Genomic DNA, 25202 nt, shown 5'->3' with positions numbered 1-25202 from the left:
CTTATTCGACGGCCGGAAGCGCCGTCGCTTCCTTCGGCACAGGCCATCGTTCGGGCTCCTCCACATCGACGATGCTTCCCCACTTGGCCAGGAGCCGATGGTGTTCCTCCTTCTCCATATGCTTCTCGAGGATCGCCGGTATATTCCAGCCCTCATACAGCAAGGCCCTCAACGGCCCAGCGATGTCCGGCTTTTGCCGGCACACATTATGAAGCTCCTGCGGGTCAGCTTCCAGATCGAACAATTGATCATACTGCTCGAAGGATGCATAGGAGATGTACTTCCACGAACCCTTCCGCAGCATGCGGCCCGGTACGGCCCGGCCGTCGACGTGAACCATACACTCGCTCAATATCGCCCGATCCTCCTCAGCGCCTCCCTCGATCAGGGACTTCAGGCTTTGGCCGTCCTGCCTTGGCGGCGCTTGGGCTCCGGTCAGCTCGCATAACGTCGGGCCGATATCCAGGATGCTCACGGGCTGGGAAATGCTTCGGCCGGCGATGATCCCATCCCCGGAGACAAGGAAAGGAATACGGGCGGAGCCTTCGTAGAGCGTGTTCTTGCCTATTAAGCCGTGCTCCCCTGCTTGTTCGCCATGATCGGACAAATAGACGAACACGCCTTGGCGGCCGCTGCGTTCCAGGTACCGCTGCCAGGCCTCGCGTACCCTACCTAGCTGACTGTCTATCGTTTCGATCATGCCCAAGTAGGCGGCTCGCAGCCTCGTCACGTTCTCCTCATGCAAGACGCCGGATGGCTCGCGCTGACTGCTAAGCACGGGATGGTCCGTTTCCCTATAGAAGGATTCGGGGATCGCCGCATTCGCCTTGTAATATTGATACAGCTCCGGAGGCGCAACGAAGGTATGATGCGGACCGTATGTGCCGACAACTACGCATTGCGGCTTGTCATGCTCCTGACCCAAGTAATCGAGCGCCGCCTGAATGACCGCTTTGTCGTATTCGAGTACAGGCGACGTTCCGCCCCCGATGATCTTCAGGCTTTGATTCGCCATCGTACCTACGTAGGGGCCCAGGTCCTTGCGATGAGGACCGTACCGTCCCCAGTAGAGCGGAGTCATTTCACCCATGATTCTTCGGGTAAAGCCATGGCGCTGGTCATCCCCGAGGAAATGCATGCGTCCGCATAGAACCGTCTCATAGCCCGCTGCGGCAATCCCATGCAGAAAGGTGGCCTGGTCGCCTCTAATCGCTCCATTATTGGTGTATACCTCGGTTTTCTCCGGAAGCTGCCCCGTCAGCATGGACGTCCGGGAAGGAACGCATAGCGGGCAGGTCGTATATGCGGCCTCGAATGCGGTACCTTCCGCCGCCAAGCGGTCCATATGCGGAGTGCGTACCGTTTCATGTCCGGCAAAGCCGGCGTACCTCGCATGGTGCTGATCGCTTAAAAATACTAAAATATCCGGTCTGCTCATTTCACTTACCTCCATATCCTTGAGATGATGGGTGCAGCTAAGTATTCCCTCCGCTATATCTTTCCGTTCGGCCATCGCGGATAACGCCGCTCCAATTCAGACCGAAGGCGAAATCATACGCATGCCCGGCGGAATCCCGGTAAACCTCCATATCATGAGGCACGTCCTCCAGCTGCTCCTCCACGGTCTTCATATTCGCAGGCATCTGAAAAGGCAGCAGCCCCTCTGGCTCGGCAGCACCTGTAATCAGATCCATGATCGCCCGTTCCTCGGCTCCGAAGTTGGCCAGGATCGCACTAGCGGCCTCCTCAAACTCGCCGACAACGGCTGGGTTGGCCAGCATGATCGAGACGATGACCGGCTTGTCCTTCATTCGCCGCTTGGTCTCCAGCACATGATCCAAGTCTGCCGCATTGGTCACCGTAACCTGCTTGCCCTTATACGTTCGATTCCGCACATCCCTCGGGTCGCCGGCCAGGCTCGTTTCCCGCGCATGCACCGCTGTGTACGGCCGGTACTGAAGGCTGATCGGCACGTAGCCTGTCCCCCCCGTAGCGGCGTCGGCCTTGCTGTAACCCATCGTGTTGCGGGGACTTTCGATGAATACGATGGCAAAGTCTGCATCCTCGGGCTCCTCCGTTACCTCGAAGTACGCTCGGATGACCTCCAGGTCCACCGGAACCTCCTCGCTCGCTGGGATCGGCGAGCCGATCCAAGTGGTACTCGCCGAAAGCTTTCTTTTCGGGATATAAACCTTTCGGTGCTTCGGCATGGGGAGCGTCTGATTCTCGTTCTTGAGCAGCACGAACGAGCGGAGCTGCGCCTCAAAGCCCGCCTTGGCAAATGCCTCACAGCCCACCTTCGCGACCGTTTCCTCGACTTGTACGTACGGGTTTTCGAACAGCCCCAGCCGGAATATATTTTTCAGCAGCCTCACGGCCGACTGCTCGAACCGCTTGCGCATGAAGGCTTCTCCATGCTCTCGTACGCCGATCTGATACGCCTCCAGGATCGGACCGGCTTCGTTATTTCCGCCGAACTGGTCGACTCCGGCCATCAGCAGCTTGTAATGACGCTCCGCCACCGTATATCCTTCCTCGACCCCCCAGCACTTGCCCCCGGGAAAGAGCTTCGTGATATCCTCGGGCTCGTCGTCGGTAATGGCCCAGTCCGTACAGACGACGCCGTCAAACCCGGCCTGCTCGCGCAGCAGATGCTGGATCAAGTAGAAACTGTAGGAATTGCCGACATTCTCGCCGTTCTTCTTATCCTGGTCTACCGAGATCGTATAGTAGGGCATAACCGCGGACGCCTGGGCCGTTTTACCTGCCAAGCGGAACGCGCCTTCCGTGAACGGTATCAGATGCTGGTCAAAGTTCGCACCCGGATAAACCGCATACTTCCCATAGGCAAAGTGCGCATCGCGCCCGGCTTCCCCTGAGCCGCCTCCCGGCCAGTGCTTTACCATCGTATTGACGCTGTCATAGCCCCAGCCGTCCGCGATCTCCGCGTTCCCCTCTGATGTCTGGAAGCCGTCGATATAGGCGCGGGCCATATCAGCCGCAAGCCGAGGATCCTCACCGAACGTCATCCCAAAGCGAAACCAACGGGGATCGGTCGCAATGTCAACCTGCGGAGACAAAGCCGTCGTAATCCCAAGCGCACGATATTCCTGTGAAGCGATCTCGCCGAATTGCCGGGCAAGCTCCGGGTCGAAGGTGGCGGCAAGCCCCATCGATTCGGGCCAGATGGAGATCTTGCTCCCTCCGCCGACCTTGAACTCCGCCGAAGCGTCCAGGCCGTGACGGGGATCGGAGCTGGTATTGGCGGGGATGCCCAGCGGCTCGCTCTCCGCATACGCTTGCAGCCGATTATTCCACCTGGCTGCACACTCCGGACTCTCGACACTCGTGATCAGCACATGCCGGATGTGATCCTCCGATACCAGTTGCCGCTGCTGGTCGGTCAGCTCATAGGGCATCGCCCCCGAAGCCTCGAAGGGCAAGCCTCCGTAGGTAGCCGGATTCCAGCCCTTATTCCCGGGCAGCGCCTGGTGCTTGCTGTACAGCATGAGTCCGGCGATCTGGGCAATCGACATCTTGGATGCCAGATCCTTCGCGCGCTCCTCGGCGGGCAAGCGCCAATCCTCATAGCGGTCGAGCTTGCCGTCCTTATTCAGATCCTTGAAGGCCAGCCCGTCCTGATGAAGGATACGGACGCCCGAGCCTTCCGCATAGGCGAGTGTCGGCCCCTCCTCCTGATGAACATACCTAATCTTCTGATGATTCTGCTGCTTAACCACGACGATTCCTCCCATTCTTTGCATGCCTCAGCCTGATCGTTTACCCCTTCACAGAACCCATCAGCATGCCTTGGTTAAAGTACTTTTGCAGAAACGGATAAATTACGAGGAGCGGTATCGCCGTGATCAACACAGCCGCCATCTTAACGGCGGGCGTGTACGAGTAACCGCCGGCATCCACGGCCATGCTCGAATCGGTCTCGATCAGCATCTGTCTCAGAAACACCTGCAGCGGCATATCGGCCGAGTTGTTGAGAAAGAGGATGGCGTAGAAATACGTATTCCAGTTATGAACCGCGTAAAATAAAGTAAAGGTAGCGACCGCCGGCATGGAGAGCGGGATCACGATCTGCCAGAACAGCCTCAGCTCGGAGCAGCCGTCGATCCGCGCGGACTCCTCCAGCTCAGCCGGAATGTTCTGAAAGAAGCTGCGCATGACAATCAGGTTAAAGGGCGCGATGGCGCTGGTGAGATACAGGGCCCAGTAGCTGTTCAGCAGCCCCAGCTCCTTGACCACCAGATACGTAGGAATCATCCCGCCCGCGAAAATCATCGTGAACAGCACCATGAAATTCATCGTGCGGCGTCCCTTCAGCCAATGCTTGGATAAGCCGTAAGCCATAAGGCTGGTCAGGACAATATTGATCGTCGTTCCCGTGACGGTGATCTGTACGGCATTGCCGAAGGCGGTAAGGAAATTATCGTTGCTCAGCAGGTAGCCGTAGGCCTCAATCGACCATTCTTTCGGGAAGAAGAAGAATCCGCGTGACATGATTTCATGCTCTGTGGCGAAGGAGCTGGATATGACATAGATAAAAGGAATCAGAATGGCGAGTAGCGACAACATGAGCAGCCCATAGATGAGCGTACTGAAGACGGGATCCTTCCCACGCGAGTCAAAAGCATTCATTCTAGTAAACCCCCTCTTCCCCGATCTTCTTGGAGAGCTGATTGGCAAGCACGATCAATACGAGACCGATCACCGATTTGAACAACCCGACAGCTGTCGTAAAGCTAAACTCGCCTTGCAGCACGCCTGTCCGGTATACGTACGTGTCGAACACATCCGAAACCGATAGATTCAGTGAATTTTGCATCAAGTAAATATGCTCGAAGCCGATGTCCATGACATGCCCTAAGCGAAGAATAAACAAAATAATGATCGTTGCCCGGAGAGCGGGAAGGGTGATATGCCACAGTTGCTTCCACCGGTTGGCTCCGTCGACGACCGCCGCTTCATACAACGTAGGATCGACCGAGGCAAGCGCAGCCAGGAAGATGACCGCATTCCAGCCCGCTTCCTTCCAGATGCTCTGCAACACGTAGACCGAACGGAAATAATCGGGATCCGTCATGAGCTCGATTCGCGCCAAGCCGGCATCGGCCAGCCCTTTGTTAATAGCTCCGTCTTGGGTAGCGAAGAGGATCACCGTAATGCCTACGACGACGACCCACGACAGGAAATGCGGCATGTACACAACCGTTTGGACAAATTTCTTGAACCACTTCAGCCGAACCTCGTTCAACACGACCGCGATCAGGATCGGAGCCGGGAAAAATAAAAACAGGTTCAATGCACTCAGGATGAGCGTATTGCGGAGCAAGGTCCAAAACTCAGGCTCCCCGAACAGCCGCTGAAAATGCGCAAAGCCGACCCATTCACTGCCGGCAAAGCCGAGAAAGGGACTGAAATCCTGAAAGGCGATCAAAATGCCGCCCATGGGCAAGTACCGGAAAAGTAAGAAAAATAACAAGCCCGGAAAAATCATCGCATACAGGGGAAGCCCCCTTCTCCATTCCTTCCAGGCCGTGCTGTTGTGCGACTTGGGCGCAGCTTCAGGGTGCGCCAGTTCCCCCGTCGAATTTGCTTGCATATTGGTTCCCTCCAGTAGTGTCATATCCTTTGCTACACTTATCATAAGCGCTTCTACCGGAGACGTCGTTACACAATCCTCTGATTTCTAAACCTCGACTAGGACTTGGACGCTGCCGACAGGCTTTGCTATCCATATCAAAAAGGCCGCTCTCCGGTAATCCCGTTGAGCAGCCTGATTGTTATATTGATGTCTGAACCGTATGCTTGTAACGCAGCGGAATCCGGATGGAAACGACGGTTCCCCGGCCGGCAAATGAATTCACCGTCAAGCCGTAGCCTTCCCCATACTTGAGAAACAACCGCGCATGCACATTCGCCACACCGAGCGATTCGCTCTGTCTATAAGTCTGTTCGTTGGCATAGCTGGAAATTCCATGGAGACTTTCGGTGAGCTCTGCCAGCTTCTCGCCGGAGATTCCGTCTCCGTTGTCCGCAATTTCGATAACGAGATCATCCTTATCATCATAGGCGCTGATCAGAATCGCAGCTTCGCCGCCTCTTGGCTCCACCGCATATTTGACCGCATTCTCGACGAGGGGCTGGACGGTTAGCTTGACCAATAAACAATCATGAAACTTCGGATGGACGGTGATGCGGCTAATAAATTTTTTGGGAAACCGAATGTGCGTAATCTCCAGATACTTCTCCAGTATCGACATTTCATCCCTTAACGTAACCTCATTGTCCGAAATCTTGGCCGTATACCGGTAGACGTCGGCCAAGTTGCCCGCCATGCTGACCACAAGCTCATCGTCGTTGAGATAGCCTATACTCTTGATAACATCCAAGGAATTATACAGCAGATGGGGGTTGATCTGATTTTGGAGCGCTTGTATATAAGCTTCTTTCTGACGCAGCTGCATATGCATCTCGCGCACCTTCAAGTCCGAGATCATATTCATTTGATCGTTCAGCTGGTCCACCATCTTGTTGAAGCTGTGATTCAGCTTCTGGAATTCATTTTCCCCCGGGTAGAACTCCGCCCTTGTCGTATAATCCCCTTGGAATACGCGAGTCATGTTGTGCTTGAGGTGAAGCACTGGCTCCACGAAGAGATTGGATACCTTGGGGACGAGCAGTACAACCATGACGGCGATAATCAGGAAAGCGACCACCGTTGCATTGCGGGCGGAGTACAGGCCGCTGGCCATCTCGTCGAAGGGAACGATCGCTACGATCCTCCAGCCCAGCACCTTGGAGCTGCTGGTCGACACGAGAAGCTTGCTTTGTCCCGATGTTTGGATGCTGACGCCGCCATCTGCAGGCAGACTGATCTTACCGATCGGCGTCTCGGATACGGGCAGTCCGCGCCACTCCTTCTCCGGGTGGTACACGACGGTATCCTCGGAAGACAGAATCATGAATTGCCCCGATGCCCCAAGTCTCGACCGTTCGAGGGTAGCCTCGATTTCCTTAAGCGACAGGTCCATTACCATATAGCCCACCTGCTCCAGCGTCGAGTTGCTGTACACCGGATTCAGCATCGAGATAACTTGCATCCCGCTTTGCTGCGGATAAGTGATCGTGTGGGTGGGCACCAATACGCGCTGCTCGGAGAATGGCACGGCATACCATGGCTCTGTTGAGAAATCCGCAGCCAGTGCCTGGTACGTACGCATGGACAGCACCCGCTTGTCCATGGACATCAGGAAGACGCCTGCCACTTCATTATAGTTTAGGGCCACATGACGGCGCATCAGCGCCTCGATGTCCACGACCTCGTAGACCGTTAAGGCTTGGCTTCCCTCGTACCAGGTTTGGATGAGCTCCTCCTTCAGCAAGGCTTTGGTCGACTTGGAGAGCTGCTCGAAATAAAATTCCAAGTGATGGTGCAGACGCTTGGTGGCTTCATCCGTAACCGTATGAAAGTCGTTTTTTACCGCATTGCTGTAGTTGATATGAGAAATAAGCCCCATTAAGACCATCGAGAGGAGACTGATCGCCATAAATAAAACGACCATGCTTTCCTTGATTCGAAAGCGAATCCAAAATTGCTTCATATGCGCCTACCTTCTCTTCCTTAGCTTCCGGGTCCATTCAAGAGAATGCTGCACAATCCTCTGATTTTTTCGCCTAGATCCCCATCGCTTTTCGATACTCATTGGGCGATAAACCGGTTACATTTTTAAATACCCGATTGAAATACGGCATGGAGGAAAAGCCTACCATATCGGCAACCTGATACACCTTCAAGTCGGGCTCCAGCAGGAGCTGCTTGGCCTTGCCGATCCGGATTTTGTTCAAGTGGTTCACGAACGAGTCGCCCACATGCTGCTTGAACAAGGCGCTGAAATGCGACACGCTAAGGCCCACATAGTCCGCGATCTGCGAGAGACTAATCTCCTGCATATAGCTTTGCTCCGCGTAGTCGCACGCCTTTTTCATGACAAGACGAAAGGATCGCTTGTGATGCTGCTGCTGCTGATTCCATTGGCACCACTGCTCGGTCAATAGCTGAATGTGACGCTTCAGCGCTTCCTCGGTCCCCTCCTCGGCCGGGTCGGGGCGTGTGTATTCCGGATAGGTGTATTCCAGCAAGTCCCTCAGCTTGCCGTCCAAGATGCGAAGCAGCCCCAGTCTGGTGCTTGGATGGCTGCTTTTATGTTTTAGAATCGCCTGTACCAGGAGAGTTTGCTCAGACATCAACTGCTGAGCATCCATGGACGGGATTCGTTCGATGAATGCGTGAATGCTCATCAGTTGTTCATGGGCGGGATGCAGCAGCTCCAGGCGCTGCAGGGAGCGCTCCAGAGCCTCCTTCAGCGTATCCTCCCTGACGGGCTTAAGCAGATACTCCGAAACGCCGTACCGAATCCCCTGCTGGGCGTAGGAGAAATTATCATAGCCGCTAATAATAATGCTGACTATCGGAAATTTGATTTCATCCATTCGTTTAATCAGAGACAGGCCGTCCACCTTCGGCATCATAATATCGGTGATGAGCACCGTCGGGCAGAGCTCCTGGATCAGATTCCAGGCCTCCTCCCCGTCCCCGGCCTCTCCCGTCACCTTGAAGCCTCCGCCGATCCGGTCCACCATCTCTACGATTCCACTGCGAATCCAATGCTCATCTTCGGCAACCAGCACATGGTACATCGGTCTGAACCTCCTTCATGTTGTCATATCGCTACCTGCGCTCGTTACCCGAATCTCAACCTTTAAAGCCGAACAAGCCCGACATCTCCTTGCCGATCCTCAGCAGCTCCTGGCTCATCGGCTCTTCCAGCTGCCTCGGCATCCGATCGGAAAAGCCTACGACCGCCACCGCGCCGAGCAACCGCTTCTCATAATTGAAGATCGGCAGCGAGACGGCCGAGATACTGGGGACAAGCGGTTCTCGGGCGAACGAAATCCCATGCTGCCTGATGAATTCGATCTCCTGCTTCACCAGCTCCTGGTGCTTGTCATCTGCCGCATTCAGCTGCAGGGACAGCCATTCGCCTATCAAGGCCGGCTCCATGAAGGCCGCGTAGACTTTGCCTGCGGCAGAGAGCAGCGGCAGCTGCGTGCCGATCTGTGCGCCGATATTGAGCCCTTGATGACTGTTGATCATTTTGTAGACGATCGGACCGTTCGGCGACCAGGACGTCAATAGCACCGTTTGCTTGTACGACTGATGAATGTCTTGAAGGAAAGGCGTTACCCGGTCGACCAAATCCTCCTTGTTCAAAGCCTTCATCCCCAGCTCGATCAGCTTGCTGCCCAGCGTGTACAGCCCGTTCTCCCGATCCCTGTACAGCATCCCGCTCTGAGTAAGGGTATTTAAATATTTATACAAATTGCTCTTCGTGATTTGGGACTTTTCCTGGATTTCGTTAAATTTAAGTGGTTGGTCATGGGCCGCTACAAGCTCCAGAATATCGAAGCCGATCTGCAAGGATTGAATCGTTGTGCCTGCTTTCGTTTCGTTCATAACGAACAACCTTTCGAAGAAGAGTGCGTGCCTGATGCACGGATTATTCTTCACTATAGCTACAGGCCAAGAGACATGTCAACCTCCGCATAGGGTTCGTTATTTTAAAAAAACAGCCGTTCGGTTATTGACAATTTCCTAATAATACGTTTTCATTATACTATAAGTGAATTTAGTTCACTAAAAGTGGACTCGATTCCATTTTACATAAAGGAGCGATTATCTTGAAGCTAGTCAGCTTTAGCTATGAAGGCATTACCCGCATCGGATGCCTGGTTCAGGAGCACATCGTTGATTTGCATCTCGCTTACCGCGCTATGCTGGAGTCCGAAGGCGTCATCCGCGCCGCCCAGATTGCAGAGGCCTATATTCCTTCAGAGATGACAGCATTTTTACAGGGCGGGGCCCAAAGCATGGAGCTCGCCAAGCGCGCCGTCGACTATGCGACGAGCCATACGGGGACGCTTCCGTATAAGCTGAAGTACTCCGTCGCCGATGTGAAGCTTGAAGCCCCTGTGACGAAGCCCGGTAAAATGATCTGTGTCGGTCACAATTACCGGGAGCATATTCTCGAGATGGGCCGGGAGCTTCCTCCGGTACCCGTCATCTTCGCGAAGTTCAGCAATACCGTCATCGGACCCCAGGATGACATTCCGTTCTTCCCGATCTCCGAGCAGCTGGACTACGAAGCGGAGTTCGCCTTCTTAATCGGCAAGCGCGCCCGCCACGTCTCTCAAGCCGATGCGCTGGACTATGTGGCCGGCTACACGATCGTAAACGACGTGACCTACCGCGATATTCAGCGCAGAACGATCCAGTGGCTACAGGGGAAAACCGTCGAAGGCAGCGCTCCGATGGGGCCGTGGCTGGTAACCTCCGACGAGCTTGCCGACCCGTCCGGCCTCGAGGTCGTCCTAACTGTCAACGGGGAAGAAAGGCAGCGGTCCAATACAGCCAATCTGGTGTTCAGCGTCTCCTTCCTGGTCGAATTCCTGTCCAATCTGATGACGCTCGAGCCAGGCGATGTGATCTTGACCGGTACGCCGGGAGGCGTGGGTGTCGCTCGCGAGCCGCAAGTATTCCTTCAGCATGACGATATCGTTCGCATCGAGATTGACCGGATTGGCGTTCTGGAGAACAAGGTGAAAGCCGTAAGCGAGGGGGAGTCCTTGTGAATCTCAACAACGCGATAAAGTCCGTTCAAGAAACGTTGGATGACATCGTAGACCTCGTTACCGGGCTTCCTTCCGAGCTTCTCGTGTGGAAGCCTTCGGAAGAGGCATGGTCCATCCAGCAAGTCGTCTGTCATCTGGAGGAAGCCATCCCCTACTGGCTGCAGGAGCTTCAGGAAACCTTGAAGGCTCCGGCACCTTGGGGCCGCGGCCTGCAGCATGAAGGACGGCTCGCCGCCGTGGCCTCGGCTCACCAGCGTTCCCTGGAGGAGGCCTTGCAGGGCCTCGCTCAAGCGAAGCAGCAAGCGGCAGACGTACTCGCATCCGTTAGCGAGGCGGACCTGCAGATCGAGGCGGAGAGCCGGAACCCGAGATTCGGCACGAAGCCGCTGTCCTTCATCGTGGTTCATCTGCTGGTGGAGCATACGGCTACGCATCTTCAGCAAATCCGCCGAAACATCGAGAACTACGAAGCAAGCCGTTCAACTACTTAGCCGGAGGCGAGCGATATGGCAGAAAAAATCGATTTTTTTCAAAGCGACCTGGTCAAAGACTTCAATCGGGAGATCGACAAGTTTCACCTGGGCCCGCTCTGGAATGCGATTCCTGAGCTGATGCACAAGCAGCCGACGCCTTCAGCGGTTCCTTATCTCTGGAAGTGGGAAACGCTGTATGCCAAGCTTATGGAGGCGCAAGACATTTTTACTCCTGACCGGGGCGGAGAACGCCGGGCTATCTACCTGCAAAACCCCGGCCTGAAGGGCCGCCAGCCCTGGGGCTGGGGCTCTACGACCCAAACCCTTTACGCCGCCGTTCAGCTGCTGCTGCCGGGCGAAACAGCGCCCTCCCACCGCCATACGCAGAGCGCCCTGCGCTTTATCATGCAGGGAGACGGCGCGTACTCCATCGTGCAGGGGGAACGCCTCTTCATGGAGGAGGGCGACTTCCTGACGACGCCGGGCGGTCTATGGCATGGCCACGCCCATCTCGGCGACAAGCCGATGATCTGGATGGACTGCCTCGATATTCCGACGATCTATGCGATTGGCGGCACCTTCTTCGAGGGGCACCCCGATCGCCTCGAGCCGGCCTCCGTCCCCGATCGATTCAGCCCGGGGCGATATGAGGGCGGCATGGTCCGGCCGATCTCCGACCGCGAGCCGAAGCTTGCGCCCGTCGGCTCCTACAAGTGGTCGCAGACGCTGGCGGCGCTCGAAGGCATGAGCCGGTTCGAGCCGGATCCGTACGATGGCTACGCGGTAGAATTCATTAATCCGTCCAACGGCAGGACAGCTAATGCGAATATTGCCGCATGGATGCACAAGCTGCCCGGCGGTTTCCACTCGCAAGCTCATCGTCATACGAGCTCGAGCATTTATCAGGTGTTCAAGGGCTCGGGGCATACGATCATCGACGGCATCCGTTATGATTGGTCACAGGGCGATTTCCTTGTCATTCCGAACTGGGCCTGGCATGAGCATGTCGCCGACCAGGATTCGTACCTGTTCTCCGTTAGCGACAGCCCGATCATGGACAAATTCGATCTGCAGCGTGAAGAGCGCTACGAGCCGAATAAGGGCAACCAAGAGATCACCGGGCAATTCCAGCCGCTGCTACCTTAAGAAGCGCAGGCTCATGCCCCTGGATAGGCGCAACCACCTGAGGGATCTACACTCAGGTGGTTGTTGTTTTATGGGGAGCAACCCTCCGGGCGAGGGTTGCTCTTCTATATGAAGCCGCGCTTCATCAGTCAGGCTTCCATGAGGTAGGACGCGCTCGCTTCCTCACTGTCCTTGTATCCGATTCGGACCGCCTTCGCGCGCAGAAGCGTCGTGCCCGGGTTCAGCCTGATCGGACCGGTGTACAGCTGCCACCTCGGCTCCTCGCACTCCTCTGTCGTGTAGGCGATGGAGGCGCCTTGGGTCGCACAATGCAGGAAAACAGCCGTCGGCTCCTGATATTCCCCACCGCTCGACGGTATCATGCCCGGTAAGGTGCTGTTGATGGGAATGAACAGCGGCGCCGCCGTTTGCGGTTGTTCTCCTCCCGGCCACATCTGCGCAACCATCTGCGCCTCCGGTACATCGCCCCATACATCGTATCGGTCGCGCCAGCCGTCCAGTGCCGTGCTCAGCCTCTCCAAGGTTTCTTTATAGGCAGGATCGCCGGCTAAGTTCCGTATCTCGTAAGGGTCGTTCTCGCAGTCATACAGCTCTTCGGGAGGGCGCTTGTTCTGCATCAGCAGCTGCTTGTCTCCTTCCAGCTGCCCGGCGAGCTGCAGCCTCCACAGCTCCTGGAACATCGGATGCTGATGACTGAAGCGAACCCACGAAAGATAAGGCTTCTCCGGATGATAGTTCCGGATATATTTGAAGCGGCGATCCCGCACGGCGCGCACCATGTCATAGGACTCGTCGTACCGATCCCGGGTGGCGAAGATATAGTCTCTGGGCTGCGCTTCGCCGCCGAAGATAGGCTGGCCCGCCAAGTGGCGCGGAGGCATTATCCCCGCCAAGGACAACACCGTCGGCCCCAGATCGATAAGACTGACCAATTGATCGCTTACCTCGCCCGGGGTCAGCAAGCCTGGACAGCGGATAATAAGGGGCACCCGGATCCCTGCGTCGTACGGCCATCTCTTGGCACGCGGCAAGCCCTCGCCATGATCGCTCCACAAAAATACGATGGTATTCTCCGCCAGCCCGTCCTCCACCAGCTGCTGAAGCAGATGGCCGACGAACCGATCCGCTTCTTCGATAAGGTCGTAATACTTCGCCAGCGAGGCATGGGACTTCGGCGTATCCGGCAAGTAAGGAGGAACCTTCACCTGATCCGGGTCCGTCATCAGCGGCTTATTCGTTTCTTGATCCGGATACAGCTTCTCCCGGAACATGTCCCCCCACATACTGCTCTCGTGCGTCAGCAGATGATTAAATACAGCGAAGAAAGGCTGATCAGGCGCCCGGTGACGCCAATGGGCGTTCCTGTCATTCTCATCCCAAGCCGTCAAGGGAGAGCCGAAATTATAGTCCGTCTTCCAGTTGTTCGTACAAAAATATCCGTCGGCCCGCAAGTATTCGGTGAAGGCTTTGACATACGCGGGCGGGACGGCCAGATAGGGCGTCGGCAATTCCGGCGTATGCGGATTGACATGCTCCGTACGCATATGATGAGTCCCGATCGCCGTCGGGTACATTCCCGTGATCACGGCGGAGCGGCTCGACGAGCACACCCCGGCCGTAGCGTACGCATGACGGTATAACGTTCCCTGCCCCGCCAGCTTATCGATATTCGGCGTTCGCGCGAGCGGATCTCCGTAGCAGCCGAATCTCGGACTCGTATCCTCCAGCGAGATCCATAAGATGTTAGGCTTATTCGCCTTTGCTGTCATGCAGCATCCTCCCCCTCCAGCTTGATGAATCGTTCCTCATGCAGGCAGACGGCTTACTTGTTCGTCATCCTTGCGCCGATCTTGGCTATCATATGCCCGAGAGCAGGATTCGGCTCTTGCGGAAACTCTCCAGGATGCCTGCGGACCAGCTCAGGTACGAGATGATCTCTTCCCGTTTCCTCCAACCTAGAGATATATTCCTTCAGATAGCCTCTTGCATGGAAGGGTCCGCCCTCTTTGATCACCGTCCATAACGGATCGACGGCATCGCTGTTCTTCCTCATCGCCTCTTCATGCCATTCGTTCAAATAATACACGGCTTCGCGGCAAATCTCTTTATGCTCGGCTGCCACGTTATGCTGCTCCTTAGGGTCATCGGCCAGATTGAAGAGCATCTCTTTATCGAACAAATGAAATCCGTCATGATACGTACGGATGTAGATCCACTCGCGGAAGCGGACGCTCCGCTGGGCCACATGCGCGCACTGCGATACGACGACATATTCGCGTCCGCAGTCGGCGCCCTCCCTGAGGACAGGCGCGTAGCTTGTGCCGCTCCAGTCAGAAATAACCGGACTGTTCAGCATGTCGGCCAGCGTCGGCAGCAGGTCCAGATGATAGTGCAGCCCCTCATCCACGATCCCCTGCTTCATGCCGGGCCAGCGGATAATCATAGGGATGCGGCAGGTCGCCTGGTCAGCAGTAGCGTGCTCTCCGTAAATGCCAAGCTGTCCCATGTTCTCTCCATGATCCGCCGAGATCATTATAATCAGATCGTCCATAACGCCCTGCTCCTCCAAAGAAGCGAATAGGCGGCCGAGATGCTCGTCCATATAACGGATTCCGCAGTCGTACCCGTCAATCATATTACGCATGTCGTCCATGTTTTGAATCTCGCCCGGATAGCGCGGGAACGCCGGACTCGTCTGGTTCGTATAGGTCTTCCCCCTGTGATCGATATTCAATTCATGCACGCTATGGGAGCCAGCGAGCTGCTTGTGCTTCTCCAGCACCTCTTCCGTCAGCCATGCCGGCAGCGGCTCATGCTCGAAGGGATTGCCGAATTCTTCAGGCGCTCTATAAGGCGTGTGCGGGTCCCAGTAGTTGATATACAGGAACCAATTGTCCTTCGAAGCATTGCGCTCGATCCAGTCCAGCGCAACCGGCGTCACCCGCTCGGCGGATTCGTTGCCATACTGCCCCGTATTCATGATTTCATTGAAGCCTGCGTAGAAGTGAAACGTCGAATGCCTCTGGGGAAACGGACTGATCAGCACGGTGTTCAGATCCGCCACCAGATTCAAGTAAGACGGAAGCGCCCCACCGCGCGTCAGCTTGCCCATCAGATCGCGCTCCCTCCCTTCCAGCTTCATGTCTCCAGCCGTTCCGCCATGGCCTACAAGGCCGTTGATGATACCGAACTTACCGCTCATTAACGCGGTTCTGGAAGGAGCGCACGGCGCATCCGAGGTGTAATAGTTGGTGAAGCGCACACCTTCCGCCGCGATCCTATCGATGTTTGGAGAGGTGTTCCGATGATAGCCGTAGCATCCCAGATGATCCGGGCTCGTTGAATCCAAATCCAAAAACAAAATCCTCATTCGTCTCATCTCCGTCTTTGAAAGTAATGGCCAGTCCTCACCTTATCATAAGGGGTGCACTTTCATAAGTCGTTATCCGATTCTCTGATTCCTGACACAATCGACTTGGATATCGATCAACAGCGCTAAGTAAAGAAAAACCATTAAGAATCCGACGATTCCTAATGGTTTTTCTTGGTTTATCTTCTATTCCTTATAAGCCTTATTGATTTCCTCGATGATTTTATTGCCGCCGCCCGCCAGCCAGTCGGCCGATGCTTTCTCAATGGCGGATACCGGCTCTCGGCCCATAATGATTTTGGATACCGTCTCCATGAACTTCACGTTCAGATTCGCGCCGCTTTTATTCATGGTTTCGGACTCCAAGCCCGCCGCCGGATTGACCCATTTGTACTTGGCATTGAGATCAAACATATCGCGCATCGTCTTGTGATACGCCGGGTCCTCCCATTTGTACATCTGGATGCCTGGATCGAACGGACGGAATATCCAGTTGTTGATCAAATTTTGACGGTCCTTATCCGCTGCTTCCAATTTCTCATACTTGTCATCCGAAATTTTCTTGAAGTGTACTCCTTCGATGCCATGCTTAATAAAATCAGAGCCCTCCGGAGAAATGAAATAATCCAGCATCATCAAAATCCGGCGCTTCTTTTTCTCATCGATCTTAGCATTGATCACTTGCTTGTGGAGCATGTCAAAGGTAGGGGATGCCGTCAAGCCTGTCGGCCCTTTCGGGGGTTCAACTTGAGCGATCGTTGCTGTCGGGACGAGCTTCCTGATGTTGTTGATCGTATTGTTATAGTCATTCGGATTCACAATAGAGAAGCCGACCTTGTTCGACTCGAACTTATCGATCGTCGATCTGATTTTATTCACGCCGAAATCCTTGTCCAGCACGCCCTCGTTGTAAGCCTTGTGCATAAAGGTCAGGAAGTTCTTCCATTCCTCCACCTGGGTTTGATAAGAAACCAGCTTGCCGTCGACTTCCTTCCATTGATTCCACAGACCGAATCCGGCCTGGATAAACTCGATGTCCCTGATCACATTCGCAGTCGAGTCGATATAGAACGAAAACCCTATCGTATCCTGCTTGCCGTTGCCGTCCGGATCCTTGGTCGCAAACGCCTTCGCCATTTCGTAGAACTCGTCCACCGTCTTCGGCGAGCTGAGCCCCAGCTTCTTCAACCAGTCCTCGCGCACGGCATAGGAATCCCTTGCTTCCGTGAGATAATAAGGCAGGCTAAGAATCTTCCCCTTGGGGTTCAGGTTATTCAATGGCCCTTCCGGTATTTTCGCCAGGTTCGGATAATTCGATATTACGGGTTTGATATCATAGAATAAGCCTTGATTTTTCCACCGGTTGAATTCCGGAAAGGTGATGTAAAAGACGTCCGGAAAGTCGTTAGAGGCTGCAACCACATTCAGCTTCTCTTTATAGTTGGCTGAAGGGACCCACTGGATTTTCAAATCGACATTGAACTTTTTATTGAGCTCCTGGATCATCGGGTGATCATCCGGCCAGCCTCCGCCTTGAAAGGCTTGCGCCATCCAATTGATCGTCAGCTTTTCGCTGAGTTCGTTGGCAGACTCGGCGGCATCGCCGGCCTTCTTGGGCGACGAACCCCCTTCATTCTGCTTCGCACAGCCAAGCACGGTACTTAACGAAAGCATAAGAGCACAACCTACAAGCAGCCTTTTGTTCATTGCCTTGTCCCCTTTCTAATTAACCAGATGTCTTGGTTCATCCTTATCATAGGGGATTTGCATAAAAATCGCTTTACCCGATTCTCTGATTTCTTAACCGAAAGCGGCAAGGCGTGTCCGAGCTCTTCCGATCGGGATGATGCCTATGTTCATCTCTTCCTGCTAGGTTTGCGTTACTCGCTGCGACACCCTGGGCCTTGTCACATCAAGCCACTGCCCCTTCGCGCTCGACAACTTGGCATCGCGCACTAGCGCCTGAGTGAGCAGGTAATCCCTGCCGCTGGACTCAGGCTCCCGCCGCTCCCGGAGCGCGTTAAGGAATTCCGCCAGCGCATCGGTAACTTCTACGCTGCTATGATCGCTGTAGACCTCCGTCTGACCTTCGCGATGCAGGTAGATCACTTGATCGACCAGCTCCAACGCGCCCTCGCTCCCTTCGATCCGTAGCTGTCCGCACCATGGCGTGGACGCGCCCCGGGACGTAATCGTACCCGAATACGTCGCGCGGATGCCGCCTTCCATCTGAATCCATGCCTCCGCGCTAAGCACAGCTCCCGGCTCAGTCCAGCCGTTAAGCGGGTTATACATATTCGCCGTAATCCGTTCGCCTTCGGCTCCGGACAAATAACGGATCATATCGAAGTGATGGACGCCGATATCATCCAGCAAGCTGACGGTGTAATTGCGCTGGATGTGATGGTAGCGATGAAACCGGATATCGATGGAGGCCAGCCTCCCGATCGAGCCGTCGTCAATCAACTGCTTCAGCCTCCGGATGTAAGGAAAGCGGCGGTAATTCTCGGCGATCATGAAAGGGATCCCTCCCTGCATCGCTCGCTCCACAACATCCACCGCCTCTTCATAATCAAAGGAGATCGGTTTCTCGCACAGCACCGGCAGCTTTCGCTCAAAGGCCATCAGGTTGATCGCCGTATGCGCCGCCGGCGAAGTAACATTGAGAAGGAAATCCGCCTTCTCCCGCTCAAGCGCCTCCTCCAGCGAGGTATAGAAAGGATACGGGTCCCCTTCCATCTTCTCCTTCATGGAAAGATTGGTTTCCACGACGGCACCCAATAGTCCTTGCGCTTTCAGCCTTTTATACCAGTTGTAGCCGGCATAGCCGAGTCCTACCAAGATGGCTTTCATAACATGTTCCTCCCTTTCGTCCAACGGCAAAATACCCCTTAACATAGACAAAGCCTCCCCTTGCTCGGGGAGGTTCGTCGCTATGGATGCTATTAGTATAATGCTTAGAGGCGATCGTGGCAAAGTTCTCCGTACCCAGCTCTAGCCCTCATCACGGAACTGCCCCGGCGTCATGCCTACCGATTTGCGGAAGGAGCGAATAAAGTTGGCGGAGTTGTTGTACTGCAGCCGCTCCGCGATTTCGACAATCTTCATATCGGACTCCTTCAGCCATTTCTTAGCCATATCCATCCGATACTGCGTTAAATATTCGCCGAAATTAATGCCCGTCTCCTGCCGGAAAACCCGGCTCACGTAGTGGGGGTGATAGTTGATACGGGAAGAACATGTCTCCAGGGTAAGCTCCGAATCAAACTCCCTTTTAATCATATCGATGACCGCTTCTGAAATATGCTTGAACTGATAATCCCGGCGACTGCCGAGCTCCTGAAGGTAGGGATGCACGAACAGGGACCAGAACCAGTCCTCCATCTCCTTTACATTCCTCAGCTTAAATAAGGATTGAATCAAGGAGGCTTCATCCTCCGCTATCCGGTCCAGAGGGATGGACAATTCCTGACCGAATTTGAGAAGATCGACCAGCAGCCTTAGCAAGGACAGCTGATAATCCCGATGCTGCGTATGCTGGAACAACTCTCCGATAAACTGCATCAAGGCAACCCTCGACTGCTCTGGATTTCCCGCGCGGATCGCATCGAGCAAGAGCTGCTCCCCTTCTTGCGGGAACATATACAGATTGCTCTTCTGCGGCTGCACGTCCTCGATGAACAAAATCGACTCCTGCCCAAGTCCCACCCTGTACTTCAACGAGGTCATAGCTTCATGCAGCGCCTGCTGGGTTTCCGCAAACGAGCTGAAAGGACGGCTGATCCCGATGCTCACCTTAATCTCCAAATATTGAAACACGGCCTTTTGAATCTCATCGGACAGGCTGAACATGTGCTCCTTAAAGGCCTCGCCCTCTTTCGAGGAGCCGATCAAGGTCACCTGGCAGTCCGATTTGACGATCGGTACCAGCCTTTGCTCGGTCACGACAAGCTCGCCGACGATATTGCTGATGGCGAACATAAGCAAATCCCGATTGGACTCTTCAAAGCGGGTATCCTTCAGCGTGTCGATTTGAATGGCTAGCACGCACATGGAAGGCCACGGCCGCTCCAGGCCGTACAGGCTCAATTTTTCCTCGAAATCCGCCGGTTGGATAGTGCCGCCGAATAATTTCTGCATGAAAAATTCCTTGAGCTGTACCTGCTGCCCCTTAAGCTCATTCATAATCAGGGATTGATTGCGTATCAAATAATCGACGCGTTCTCCGATAACCTGAAGCTCTCCGCTCGGCTTCCCCTCCTCCTCCGACGCAGGAATGCTGGTCAGAGCGGTATAGATGGATTGGATCGGACTATACATTTTCTTCGAGCCGAACCAGGCAAGAACCAGTGTGACCAGCAGGATGGCCATACAGACGAGCAGGGTGATCCACCCGATGATTTTATTCTGCTCGTTCACTTGCTGATTAGAGGCAACGGACACATAGCTCCAGCCGTTGTAAGAAGACTTCCGGTAGGTGACGGTCACGACCTCCCCATCCAGCTTGGCGGTATATTGACCGATGGCCTCCTCCGATTCGAGGAGAGGCTTCAGGTGAGGCTGCCCCAGCATACTGCTTCCTAGCAGACTGCGGTCGTGATGATCCAGAATATGGAAGTCCTGATCTAGAATAAACGCGCTGCCGAGCTTGCCGTTCTGAAACGTGTCACGCTCCTTCATCAAATCAGACGATAGCATGATGCTGATGATCCCTGTCGGCTTGACGGCATTAAACGGATACTTCTTCACAAAGTAGATAGACTGGTAGGAACTCGGCGAATCGCCCGGTCCGCTTGTCCAGAAAGAACCTGCGGCTTCGCGGGAGAAGGCCTCCAGCTGCGGCTTAAAGCTCGGCATGCTGTATTCATTGATCCCATGGCTGTTGATCAGCCATTGCTTGCTTAGACTGTACAGAAAAATATCCTTAATGCCAAGCTCGTAGGTTTGAACCAGCGAGATCCCTTTATACAGCTCATGCACCATTTCGAAATCACGTTGGGTGATATCGGTAACGAAAGCGCCGGTAACGACAGGTGACTGCAGCAGCTGCGTTGCCGAATTGTCGACCGTCCTGAGCGTCTGCTCGACGCGCATCTGCATTTGCTGCAAGAGCTGCTTATTGCTCTCGTTTACTTTCTCCTGGACGGTCAGGGAAGAATTGTAATAAGCAAAGGTGCCCAGCAGAATGACCGGTATCGTACCGATCAAGATGGAATATAACATCAGCTTCCATAAAAAAGACGAGGACCGGAATCTCATAATGCCTCCAAGTCGTTGATGCCTAACAGTACTTTAGTGTACACGAAAACTCCCTATTAAGCGATGCCGCCTAACGCGAGGGAGGAAAGGGCCTGGGTAGCCCTTTCCTCAGTCAACAAGCTTTATTATTTCGCCAGCTTCGCGTATTCGGCATTAAACTCCTCGATGATCTTGCTTCCGCCGCTTTGCAGCCATTTGTCCACCGTCTGCTTCCAGTCGGCCTCATTCACCGAGCCCATGATGAATTTCACTGTGGCATCCGCAATAATCTTCGAAAGCTCTTTGCCCTTCTCGATCTCCGTATTGGAGATGAACGGCGCAGCCGGGTTAGCGATCGCGAACGTCGCGTTGTCCTGGAAGAGCTTGGTGCTGAGCTTCTCCAGCTCGGTCCCGTAGTTGACAACCTCATTCTGCAGTATCATAAACTGGTTGCCGTCCAAGATTTCAGACTTTGCTTTCGGATCCTGATTAGGCTTGTAGGTGCCATTCTCAAGCGTGTACTGCTTGCCTTCAATCCCGTATTTCATCAGATTCTGGATATCCTTCTCGGATACTTTATCGAAATATTCAAGAATTTGCTTGAGCTCTGCTTCCGTTTTCACGCTTGTTTTCGGAATCATATACATGCCCAAATATCCTGCGCCGGCACGGGTTCTATCGCCCTTGGGACCTGCGATGCGGTTGAGTAAGTTAATTTTCGCGTCCGGAACGATCTTCTTGATGTTGTCCTCGATATTTTTGCCGTCCAGCATATTATCGATCCAAAGCCCGGCTTGAGCCTTATTCATAACGGCTCGGCCGTCCTGCACGAGCGCGAAGTCCTGATTGATGATTTTTTCGTCATATAATTTTTTGTAGAACTTCATCGTGTCCAGGTAAGCTTCCGTCATATGAACGGGAACCAGCTTGCCGTCCTGCAGCTCCCACTCATTCGCTCCCCCCATATAAACCAGGATGTCTTTAAAGCCGGCTATGTTGCTCCCCTGCATCCCCACGGCGAGTCCAATCGTATCCGCTTTGCCGTTCTTGTCCGGATCGCCCGTTGCAAAGGCTTTCAGAACCGTATAAAGCTCATCTATCGTCTTAGGCGCCTGCAGGCCCAGGTTCGTTAACCAGTCCTGACGGATCATCAGCCCGAAGCGAGCGAGATCCCGCTCCCGGTAGACGCCGTAAACTTTGCCGTCGATCGACACATTCTTGAGGACGATGTCCGACATCTTGCTCAGGTTCGGATAGCTTTTCAGATACGGTCCGACCTCCCAGAACATGCCGGTACGGGCGGCGTTCACAATGAAGGAGGCTTTCGGCTCCAGCGCAACGAACGTCTTCGGCAGCTCGCCGGATGCCACGGTAGCGCTTAATTTATCGGTGTAGGTCGAGGATGGCACCCATGACACCGTTAGCTTCGTGTTTGTCTTCTCCTCCAGCGTCTTTAGAACCGAGCTGTCCGCAGGCATTTGCTCCGGGTTATAGGTCGGCAGCATCATCGTCAGCTGCAGCGGTCCTTGATTCGCCCCGGCTCCGGCATCGCCATTGCCTTGCGGAGCGGGCTGATCCTTCCCCGCGCAGGCCGTCATAGCCAGTGCAATGGTGGTGAGCAAGGCTCCGGCTTTGACCAGTTTCCTCGAATGTCTTCTGTTCATTGTGTAGTTCCTCCCTTTTCTATAAACCTAGTATATCCTCAACCCTTAACCGAGCCCAGCAATACCCCTTTGGCAAAATGTTTCTGCAAAAACGGGTAAACCAGCAGGATCGGCAGAGTAGATACCACAATTACGGCCATTTTCACCGATTGCTCCGGCGGAGCGACATAATCCGCATCCATCGCGGAGGAGTCCCCGATCCCGCCTGAAGCCAGGATCACGATCTGCCTTAACAGCACTTGAATCGGCCATTTGGTATTGTCATTGATGTACAGCACCGCGTTGAAGAACGTATTCCAATGCCCTACCGCGTAAAATAACGAGAAGGTCGCAATCGCGGGCATGGAGAGCGGAAGCACGATCCGGAAAAAAATGCCGAGGTCGTTGCAGCCGTCGATCTTGGCGGACTCCTCCAGGCCGTCGGGCAGCTGCTGGAAAAAGTTGCGCATGATGATTAGGTTGAATGCGCTGATGGCGCCCGGGATCAGCAAGGACCAGTAAGTATTGATCATGCCTAGCTGCTTGACGACCAGAAACGTTGGAATCATCCCTCCGCCGAACAGCATCGTAAACACGACCAGCATCAAGATCGGCTTGCGAAAATCCATGTCCTTGCGGGCTAACGGATACGCCATCAGACAGGTAAAGAAGATGTTGATCAGCGTACCTACGACCGTGATGTATACGGTAACCAGCAAGCTTCTGATGAGCGTCTGGGTAGAGAAAATATACTTATAAGCCTCCAGAGTAAACTCGGTCGGGAATAAGATAAACCCGCGCAGCAGCAGTTCCTTCTGGGTGGTGAACGAGCCGGCAATGACATAAATGAATGGGATAACGGTAAGCAAAGCGAATCCAATCAATAGCAGAACGTTCAAGCTATCGAATATTCGGCTTCCCCAGCTTGGCTTGATCGGCATAGCGGTTCAGCGCTCCTTTTCTAGTAGATACCTTCTTCTCCGAATTTTTTGGCTAAATAGTTGGAAACGACAACAAGAATCAAACCGATAATCGACTTGAACAACCCGACCGCGGTACTGAAGCTGTATTGTCCCTGGCTGATCCCGACCGAATACACATACGTGTCGAATACTTCGCCGACCTCGCGATTCATGGCGTTAAGCATCAGGAAGATTTGCTCAAATCCCGTATCGAGGAAATGTCCCAGTCGAAGGATCAGCAAGATCACGATGGTGCTGCGGATCGCCGGCAGAGTAATATGCCATAGCTGGCGGAGCCGGTTCGCTCCGTCCATGCGCGCCGCTTCGTACAGCTGCGGATCGACGCCGGCCAGTGCCGCCAGGAATATGATCGTGCCCCAGCCTGTTTCTTTCCAGATGACCTCAGCTGTCACGACCGTCCGAAACCATTCGTTACTTACAAGAAAATTGATCTTTTCTCCGCCGAAGCGCACCAGCAGCTCGTTCACCAGGCCGCCCTCCGTCGTTAAGAAGATGTAAGCAATCCCCACGACGACAACCCAGGACATAAAGTGGGGAATGTACACCAGCGTTTGAACGGTGCGCTTGATGAACTCCTGTCTCAGCTCGTTGAGCATGAGCGCGACCACGATCGGCAGCGGAAAGAAAAACAGGATATTGTACGTAGCCAAAATCAGCGTATTCCGAAAGAGCATGAGAAAGTTCGAATCGCTAAATAAACGTTCGAAGTGCTTCAGTCCTACAAAAGGGCTGTCCCAAAAGCCTAAAAACGGCTGATAATCTTTAAAGGCGATGAAGATTCCATACATCGGCCAGTACTTAAAAATGAGAAAGTACAGTAGACCGGGGAGAACCATGATATAAAGCCATCGGTTCCGTGCGAGTCTGCCCAGCAATGTCGACGACCTTGCAGCCGATGACGCAGCGACTGGCACTTTCATACTTGGTTGCATGCTGCTTCCTTCCTTTCATTTCTCCGTGATATCTGTGTGGGACTGTGAAACGGTAGCCCTATCATAAGTCGGAGCTTCGGTTGCCGTCGATAGTCCCTGCTTGCTCAGATCGGCTGCCCAGTGCCGTATACAGGGCTCCAGACAAGGAATTGTCATTAGCTGCACTCATAGTCATTGGTTGTTTTTGTGGCTGCAGTACGTTATTCATTTAGAAAAAACCGTTGGATTGCCCCAGCAGGCGACCTAGTATTCCGCTTCGTCCTGTCTAAACCTGCAGGTTGTACATCCTTTTGTCTTTATAGTTGACCACCAAGCAAAATTCCCGCAAAGATGCATCTATTTCCCGCTTAATCAGTTGTTCAGGGAAATATCACATGAAATTCCTGCATGGTTGCAGACTTTCCCCCTCCAGATAGCCATTTATGTAACAAACCTGCACATTGGCATGTTTCCGACCTAGAATGGGGACTGTGACCGTCTACTACCGTGAGCACGATTCATAAATTCAACTTAGATCAAAGAAATCGGTGCCTGCCGTCACTTCGTACAGTCGCGGCATCGCCAAAAAGACCTACCCAAGGGTAGGTCTTCAGATTGACGAGAAACCCCTAGTGTTAGCTGGATAGCTCATTTTTTAAAGGATTATTTTTCAAAAAAAAGAGATCGCCCTCCTCATTGAACCTGTTTATCCAGGTGGAGAGCGATCTTTTTCA

Annotated in this window: 18 protein-coding genes; 3 read left to right on the top strand and 15 right to left on the bottom strand. The window is 54.0% G+C overall.

Going from position 1 to position 25202, the window contains the following annotated elements:
- Position 1: 1 nt before the first annotated feature.
- The 7 genes from GSF01_RS23910 to GSF01_RS23880 all read right to left on the bottom strand — a co-directional run bounded on the left by GSF01_RS23910 (position 2) and on the right by GSF01_RS23880 (position 9529).
- On the bottom strand, positions 2–1438 hold the full coding sequence (locus GSF01_RS23910) for a sulfatase-like hydrolase/transferase (protein WP_159887796.1): 1437 nt from the start codon (positions 1436–1438) through the stop codon (positions 2–4).
- 37 nt (positions 1439–1475) lie between these two features.
- Positions 1476–3755, bottom strand: coding sequence for a glycoside hydrolase family 3 protein (locus GSF01_RS23905; RefSeq protein WP_201305476.1), 2280 nt, complete (start codon positions 3753–3755; stop codon positions 1476–1478).
- A 25-nt stretch (positions 3756–3780) separates the two neighbouring features.
- Positions 3781–4650 carry a carbohydrate ABC transporter permease gene (locus tag GSF01_RS23900; protein WP_159887794.1) on the bottom strand — a complete coding sequence of 290 codons (870 nt, stop codon included), beginning with the start codon at positions 4648–4650 and terminating at the stop codon, positions 3781–3783.
- Position 4651: 1 nt separating this feature from the next.
- Positions 4652–5614, bottom strand: coding sequence for an ABC transporter permease (locus GSF01_RS23895; RefSeq protein ID WP_235941709.1), 963 nt, complete (start codon positions 5612–5614; stop codon positions 4652–4654).
- Positions 5615–5795: 181 nt separating this feature from the next.
- The gene (locus GSF01_RS23890) at positions 5796–7616 is read right to left on the bottom strand and encodes a cache domain-containing sensor histidine kinase (protein ID WP_159887793.1); all 1821 of its coding nucleotides are present in this window, start codon (positions 7614–7616) and stop codon (positions 5796–5798) included.
- A gap of 73 nt (positions 7617–7689) precedes the next feature.
- Complete coding sequence (locus tag GSF01_RS23885; RefSeq protein ID WP_159887792.1) at positions 7690–8712, bottom strand: helix-turn-helix domain-containing protein; 1023 nt, start codon at positions 8710–8712, stop codon at positions 7690–7692.
- 55 nt (positions 8713–8767) lie between these two features.
- On the bottom strand, positions 8768–9529 hold the full coding sequence (locus tag GSF01_RS23880) for an IclR family transcriptional regulator (protein WP_159887791.1): 762 nt from the start codon (positions 9527–9529) through the stop codon (positions 8768–8770).
- A gap of 224 nt (positions 9530–9753) precedes the next feature.
- Between GSF01_RS23880 and GSF01_RS23875 the strand changes: the two genes are divergently transcribed.
- The 3 genes from GSF01_RS23875 to GSF01_RS23865 are packed head-to-tail and all read left to right on the top strand — an operon-like array spanning position 9754 to position 12323.
- On the top strand, positions 9754–10704 hold the full coding sequence (locus GSF01_RS23875; protein WP_159887790.1) for a fumarylacetoacetate hydrolase family protein: 951 nt from the start codon (positions 9754–9756) through the stop codon (positions 10702–10704).
- The gene (locus GSF01_RS23870) at positions 10701–11195 is read left to right on the top strand and encodes a DinB family protein (protein WP_159887789.1); all 495 of its coding nucleotides are present in this window, start codon (positions 10701–10703) and stop codon (positions 11193–11195) included. Before GSF01_RS23875 ends, GSF01_RS23870 begins: the two co-directional genes overlap by 4 nt.
- Before the next feature lie 15 nt (positions 11196–11210).
- Positions 11211–12323, top strand: a complete 1113-nt coding sequence (locus GSF01_RS23865; RefSeq protein ID WP_159887788.1) for a cupin domain-containing protein — start codon at positions 11211–11213, stop codon at positions 12321–12323.
- A gap of 128 nt (positions 12324–12451) precedes the next feature.
- Here the strand turns inward: GSF01_RS23865 and GSF01_RS23860 are convergent, their stop codons facing one another.
- The 8 genes from GSF01_RS23860 to GSF01_RS23825 all read right to left on the bottom strand — a co-directional run bounded on the left by GSF01_RS23860 (position 12452) and on the right by GSF01_RS23825 (position 24489).
- Complete coding sequence (locus GSF01_RS23860) at positions 12452–14092, bottom strand: sulfatase-like hydrolase/transferase (protein WP_159887787.1); 1641 nt, start codon at positions 14090–14092, stop codon at positions 12452–12454.
- A gap of 53 nt (positions 14093–14145) precedes the next feature.
- Positions 14146–15693 carry a sulfatase family protein gene (locus tag GSF01_RS23855; protein WP_159887786.1) on the bottom strand — a complete coding sequence of 516 codons (1548 nt, stop codon included), beginning with the start codon at positions 15691–15693 and terminating at the stop codon, positions 14146–14148.
- A 186-nt stretch (positions 15694–15879) separates the two neighbouring features.
- A complete protein-coding gene (locus tag GSF01_RS23850) occupies positions 15880–17400 on the bottom strand; it encodes an extracellular solute-binding protein (RefSeq protein ID WP_159887785.1) in 1521 nt (506 codons plus the stop codon).
- 162 nt (positions 17401–17562) lie between these two features.
- Positions 17563–18546, bottom strand: coding sequence for a Gfo/Idh/MocA family protein (locus GSF01_RS23845; RefSeq protein ID WP_159887784.1), 984 nt, complete (start codon positions 18544–18546; stop codon positions 17563–17565).
- 141 nt (positions 18547–18687) lie between these two features.
- A complete protein-coding gene (locus GSF01_RS23840; RefSeq protein WP_159887783.1) occupies positions 18688–20952 on the bottom strand; it encodes a helix-turn-helix domain-containing protein in 2265 nt (754 codons plus the stop codon).
- A gap of 125 nt (positions 20953–21077) precedes the next feature.
- Positions 21078–22595, bottom strand: a complete 1518-nt coding sequence (locus GSF01_RS23835) for an extracellular solute-binding protein (RefSeq protein WP_159887782.1) — start codon at positions 22593–22595, stop codon at positions 21078–21080.
- Between the two features lie 38 nt (positions 22596–22633).
- A complete protein-coding gene (locus GSF01_RS23830) occupies positions 22634–23515 on the bottom strand; it encodes a carbohydrate ABC transporter permease (RefSeq protein ID WP_159887781.1) in 882 nt (293 codons plus the stop codon).
- Between the two features lie 20 nt (positions 23516–23535).
- Positions 23536–24489: an ABC transporter permease gene (locus GSF01_RS23825; RefSeq protein ID WP_407945795.1), complete on the bottom strand. Its 954-nt coding sequence runs from the start codon at positions 24487–24489 to the stop codon at positions 23536–23538.
- Positions 24490–25202: the final 713 nt, after the last annotated feature.

Origin of the sequence: Paenibacillus puerhi (assembly GCF_009846885.1) — a bacterium.
Taxonomy (GTDB): Bacteria; Bacillota; Bacilli; order Paenibacillales; family NBRC-103111; genus Paenibacillus_G; species Paenibacillus_G puerhi.
Note: the sequence above shows the minus strand (reverse complement) of the source record. Positions and strands in the feature narration are given on the sequence as shown.

Coding starts and splice junctions, on each gene's coding strand:
- GSF01_RS23910 (WP_159887796.1), bottom strand. CDS start 1,438: ATGAGCAGACCGGATATTTTAGTATTTTTAAGCGATCAGCACCATGCG.
- GSF01_RS23905 (WP_201305476.1), bottom strand. CDS start 3,755: ATGGGAGGAATCGTCGTGGTTAAGCAGCAGAATCATCAGAAGATTAGG.
- GSF01_RS23900 (WP_159887794.1), bottom strand. CDS start 4,650: ATGAATGCTTTTGACTCGCGTGGGAAGGATCCCGTCTTCAGTACGCTC.
- GSF01_RS23895 (WP_235941709.1), bottom strand. CDS start 5,614: ATGCAAGCAAATTCGACGGGGGAACTGGCGCACCCTGAAGCTGCGCCC.
- GSF01_RS23890 (WP_159887793.1), bottom strand. CDS start 7,616: ATGAAGCAATTTTGGATTCGCTTTCGAATCAAGGAAAGCATGGTCGTT.
- GSF01_RS23885 (WP_159887792.1), bottom strand. CDS start 8,712: ATGTACCATGTGCTGGTTGCCGAAGATGAGCATTGGATTCGCAGTGGA.
- GSF01_RS23880 (WP_159887791.1), bottom strand. CDS start 9,529: ATGAACGAAACGAAAGCAGGCACAACGATTCAATCCTTGCAGATCGGC.
- GSF01_RS23865 (WP_159887788.1), top strand. CDS start 11,211: ATGGCAGAAAAAATCGATTTTTTTCAAAGCGACCTGGTCAAAGACTTC.
- GSF01_RS23860 (WP_159887787.1), bottom strand. CDS start 14,092: ATGACAGCAAAGGCGAATAAGCCTAACATCTTATGGATCTCGCTGGAG.
- GSF01_RS23855 (WP_159887786.1), bottom strand. CDS start 15,693: ATGAGGATTTTGTTTTTGGATTTGGATTCAACGAGCCCGGATCATCTG.
- GSF01_RS23850 (WP_159887785.1), bottom strand. CDS start 17,400: ATGAACAAAAGGCTGCTTGTAGGTTGTGCTCTTATGCTTTCGTTAAGT.
- GSF01_RS23845 (WP_159887784.1), bottom strand. CDS start 18,546: ATGAAAGCCATCTTGGTAGGACTCGGCTATGCCGGCTACAACTGGTAT.
- GSF01_RS23840 (WP_159887783.1), bottom strand. CDS start 20,952: ATGAGATTCCGGTCCTCGTCTTTTTTATGGAAGCTGATGTTATATTCC.
- GSF01_RS23835 (WP_159887782.1), bottom strand. CDS start 22,595: ATGAACAGAAGACATTCGAGGAAACTGGTCAAAGCCGGAGCCTTGCTC.
- GSF01_RS23830 (WP_159887781.1), bottom strand. CDS start 23,515: ATGCCGATCAAGCCAAGCTGGGGAAGCCGAATATTCGATAGCTTGAAC.
- GSF01_RS23825 (WP_407945795.1), bottom strand. CDS start 24,489: ATGCAACCAAGTATGAAAGTGCCAGTCGCTGCGTCATCGGCTGCAAGG.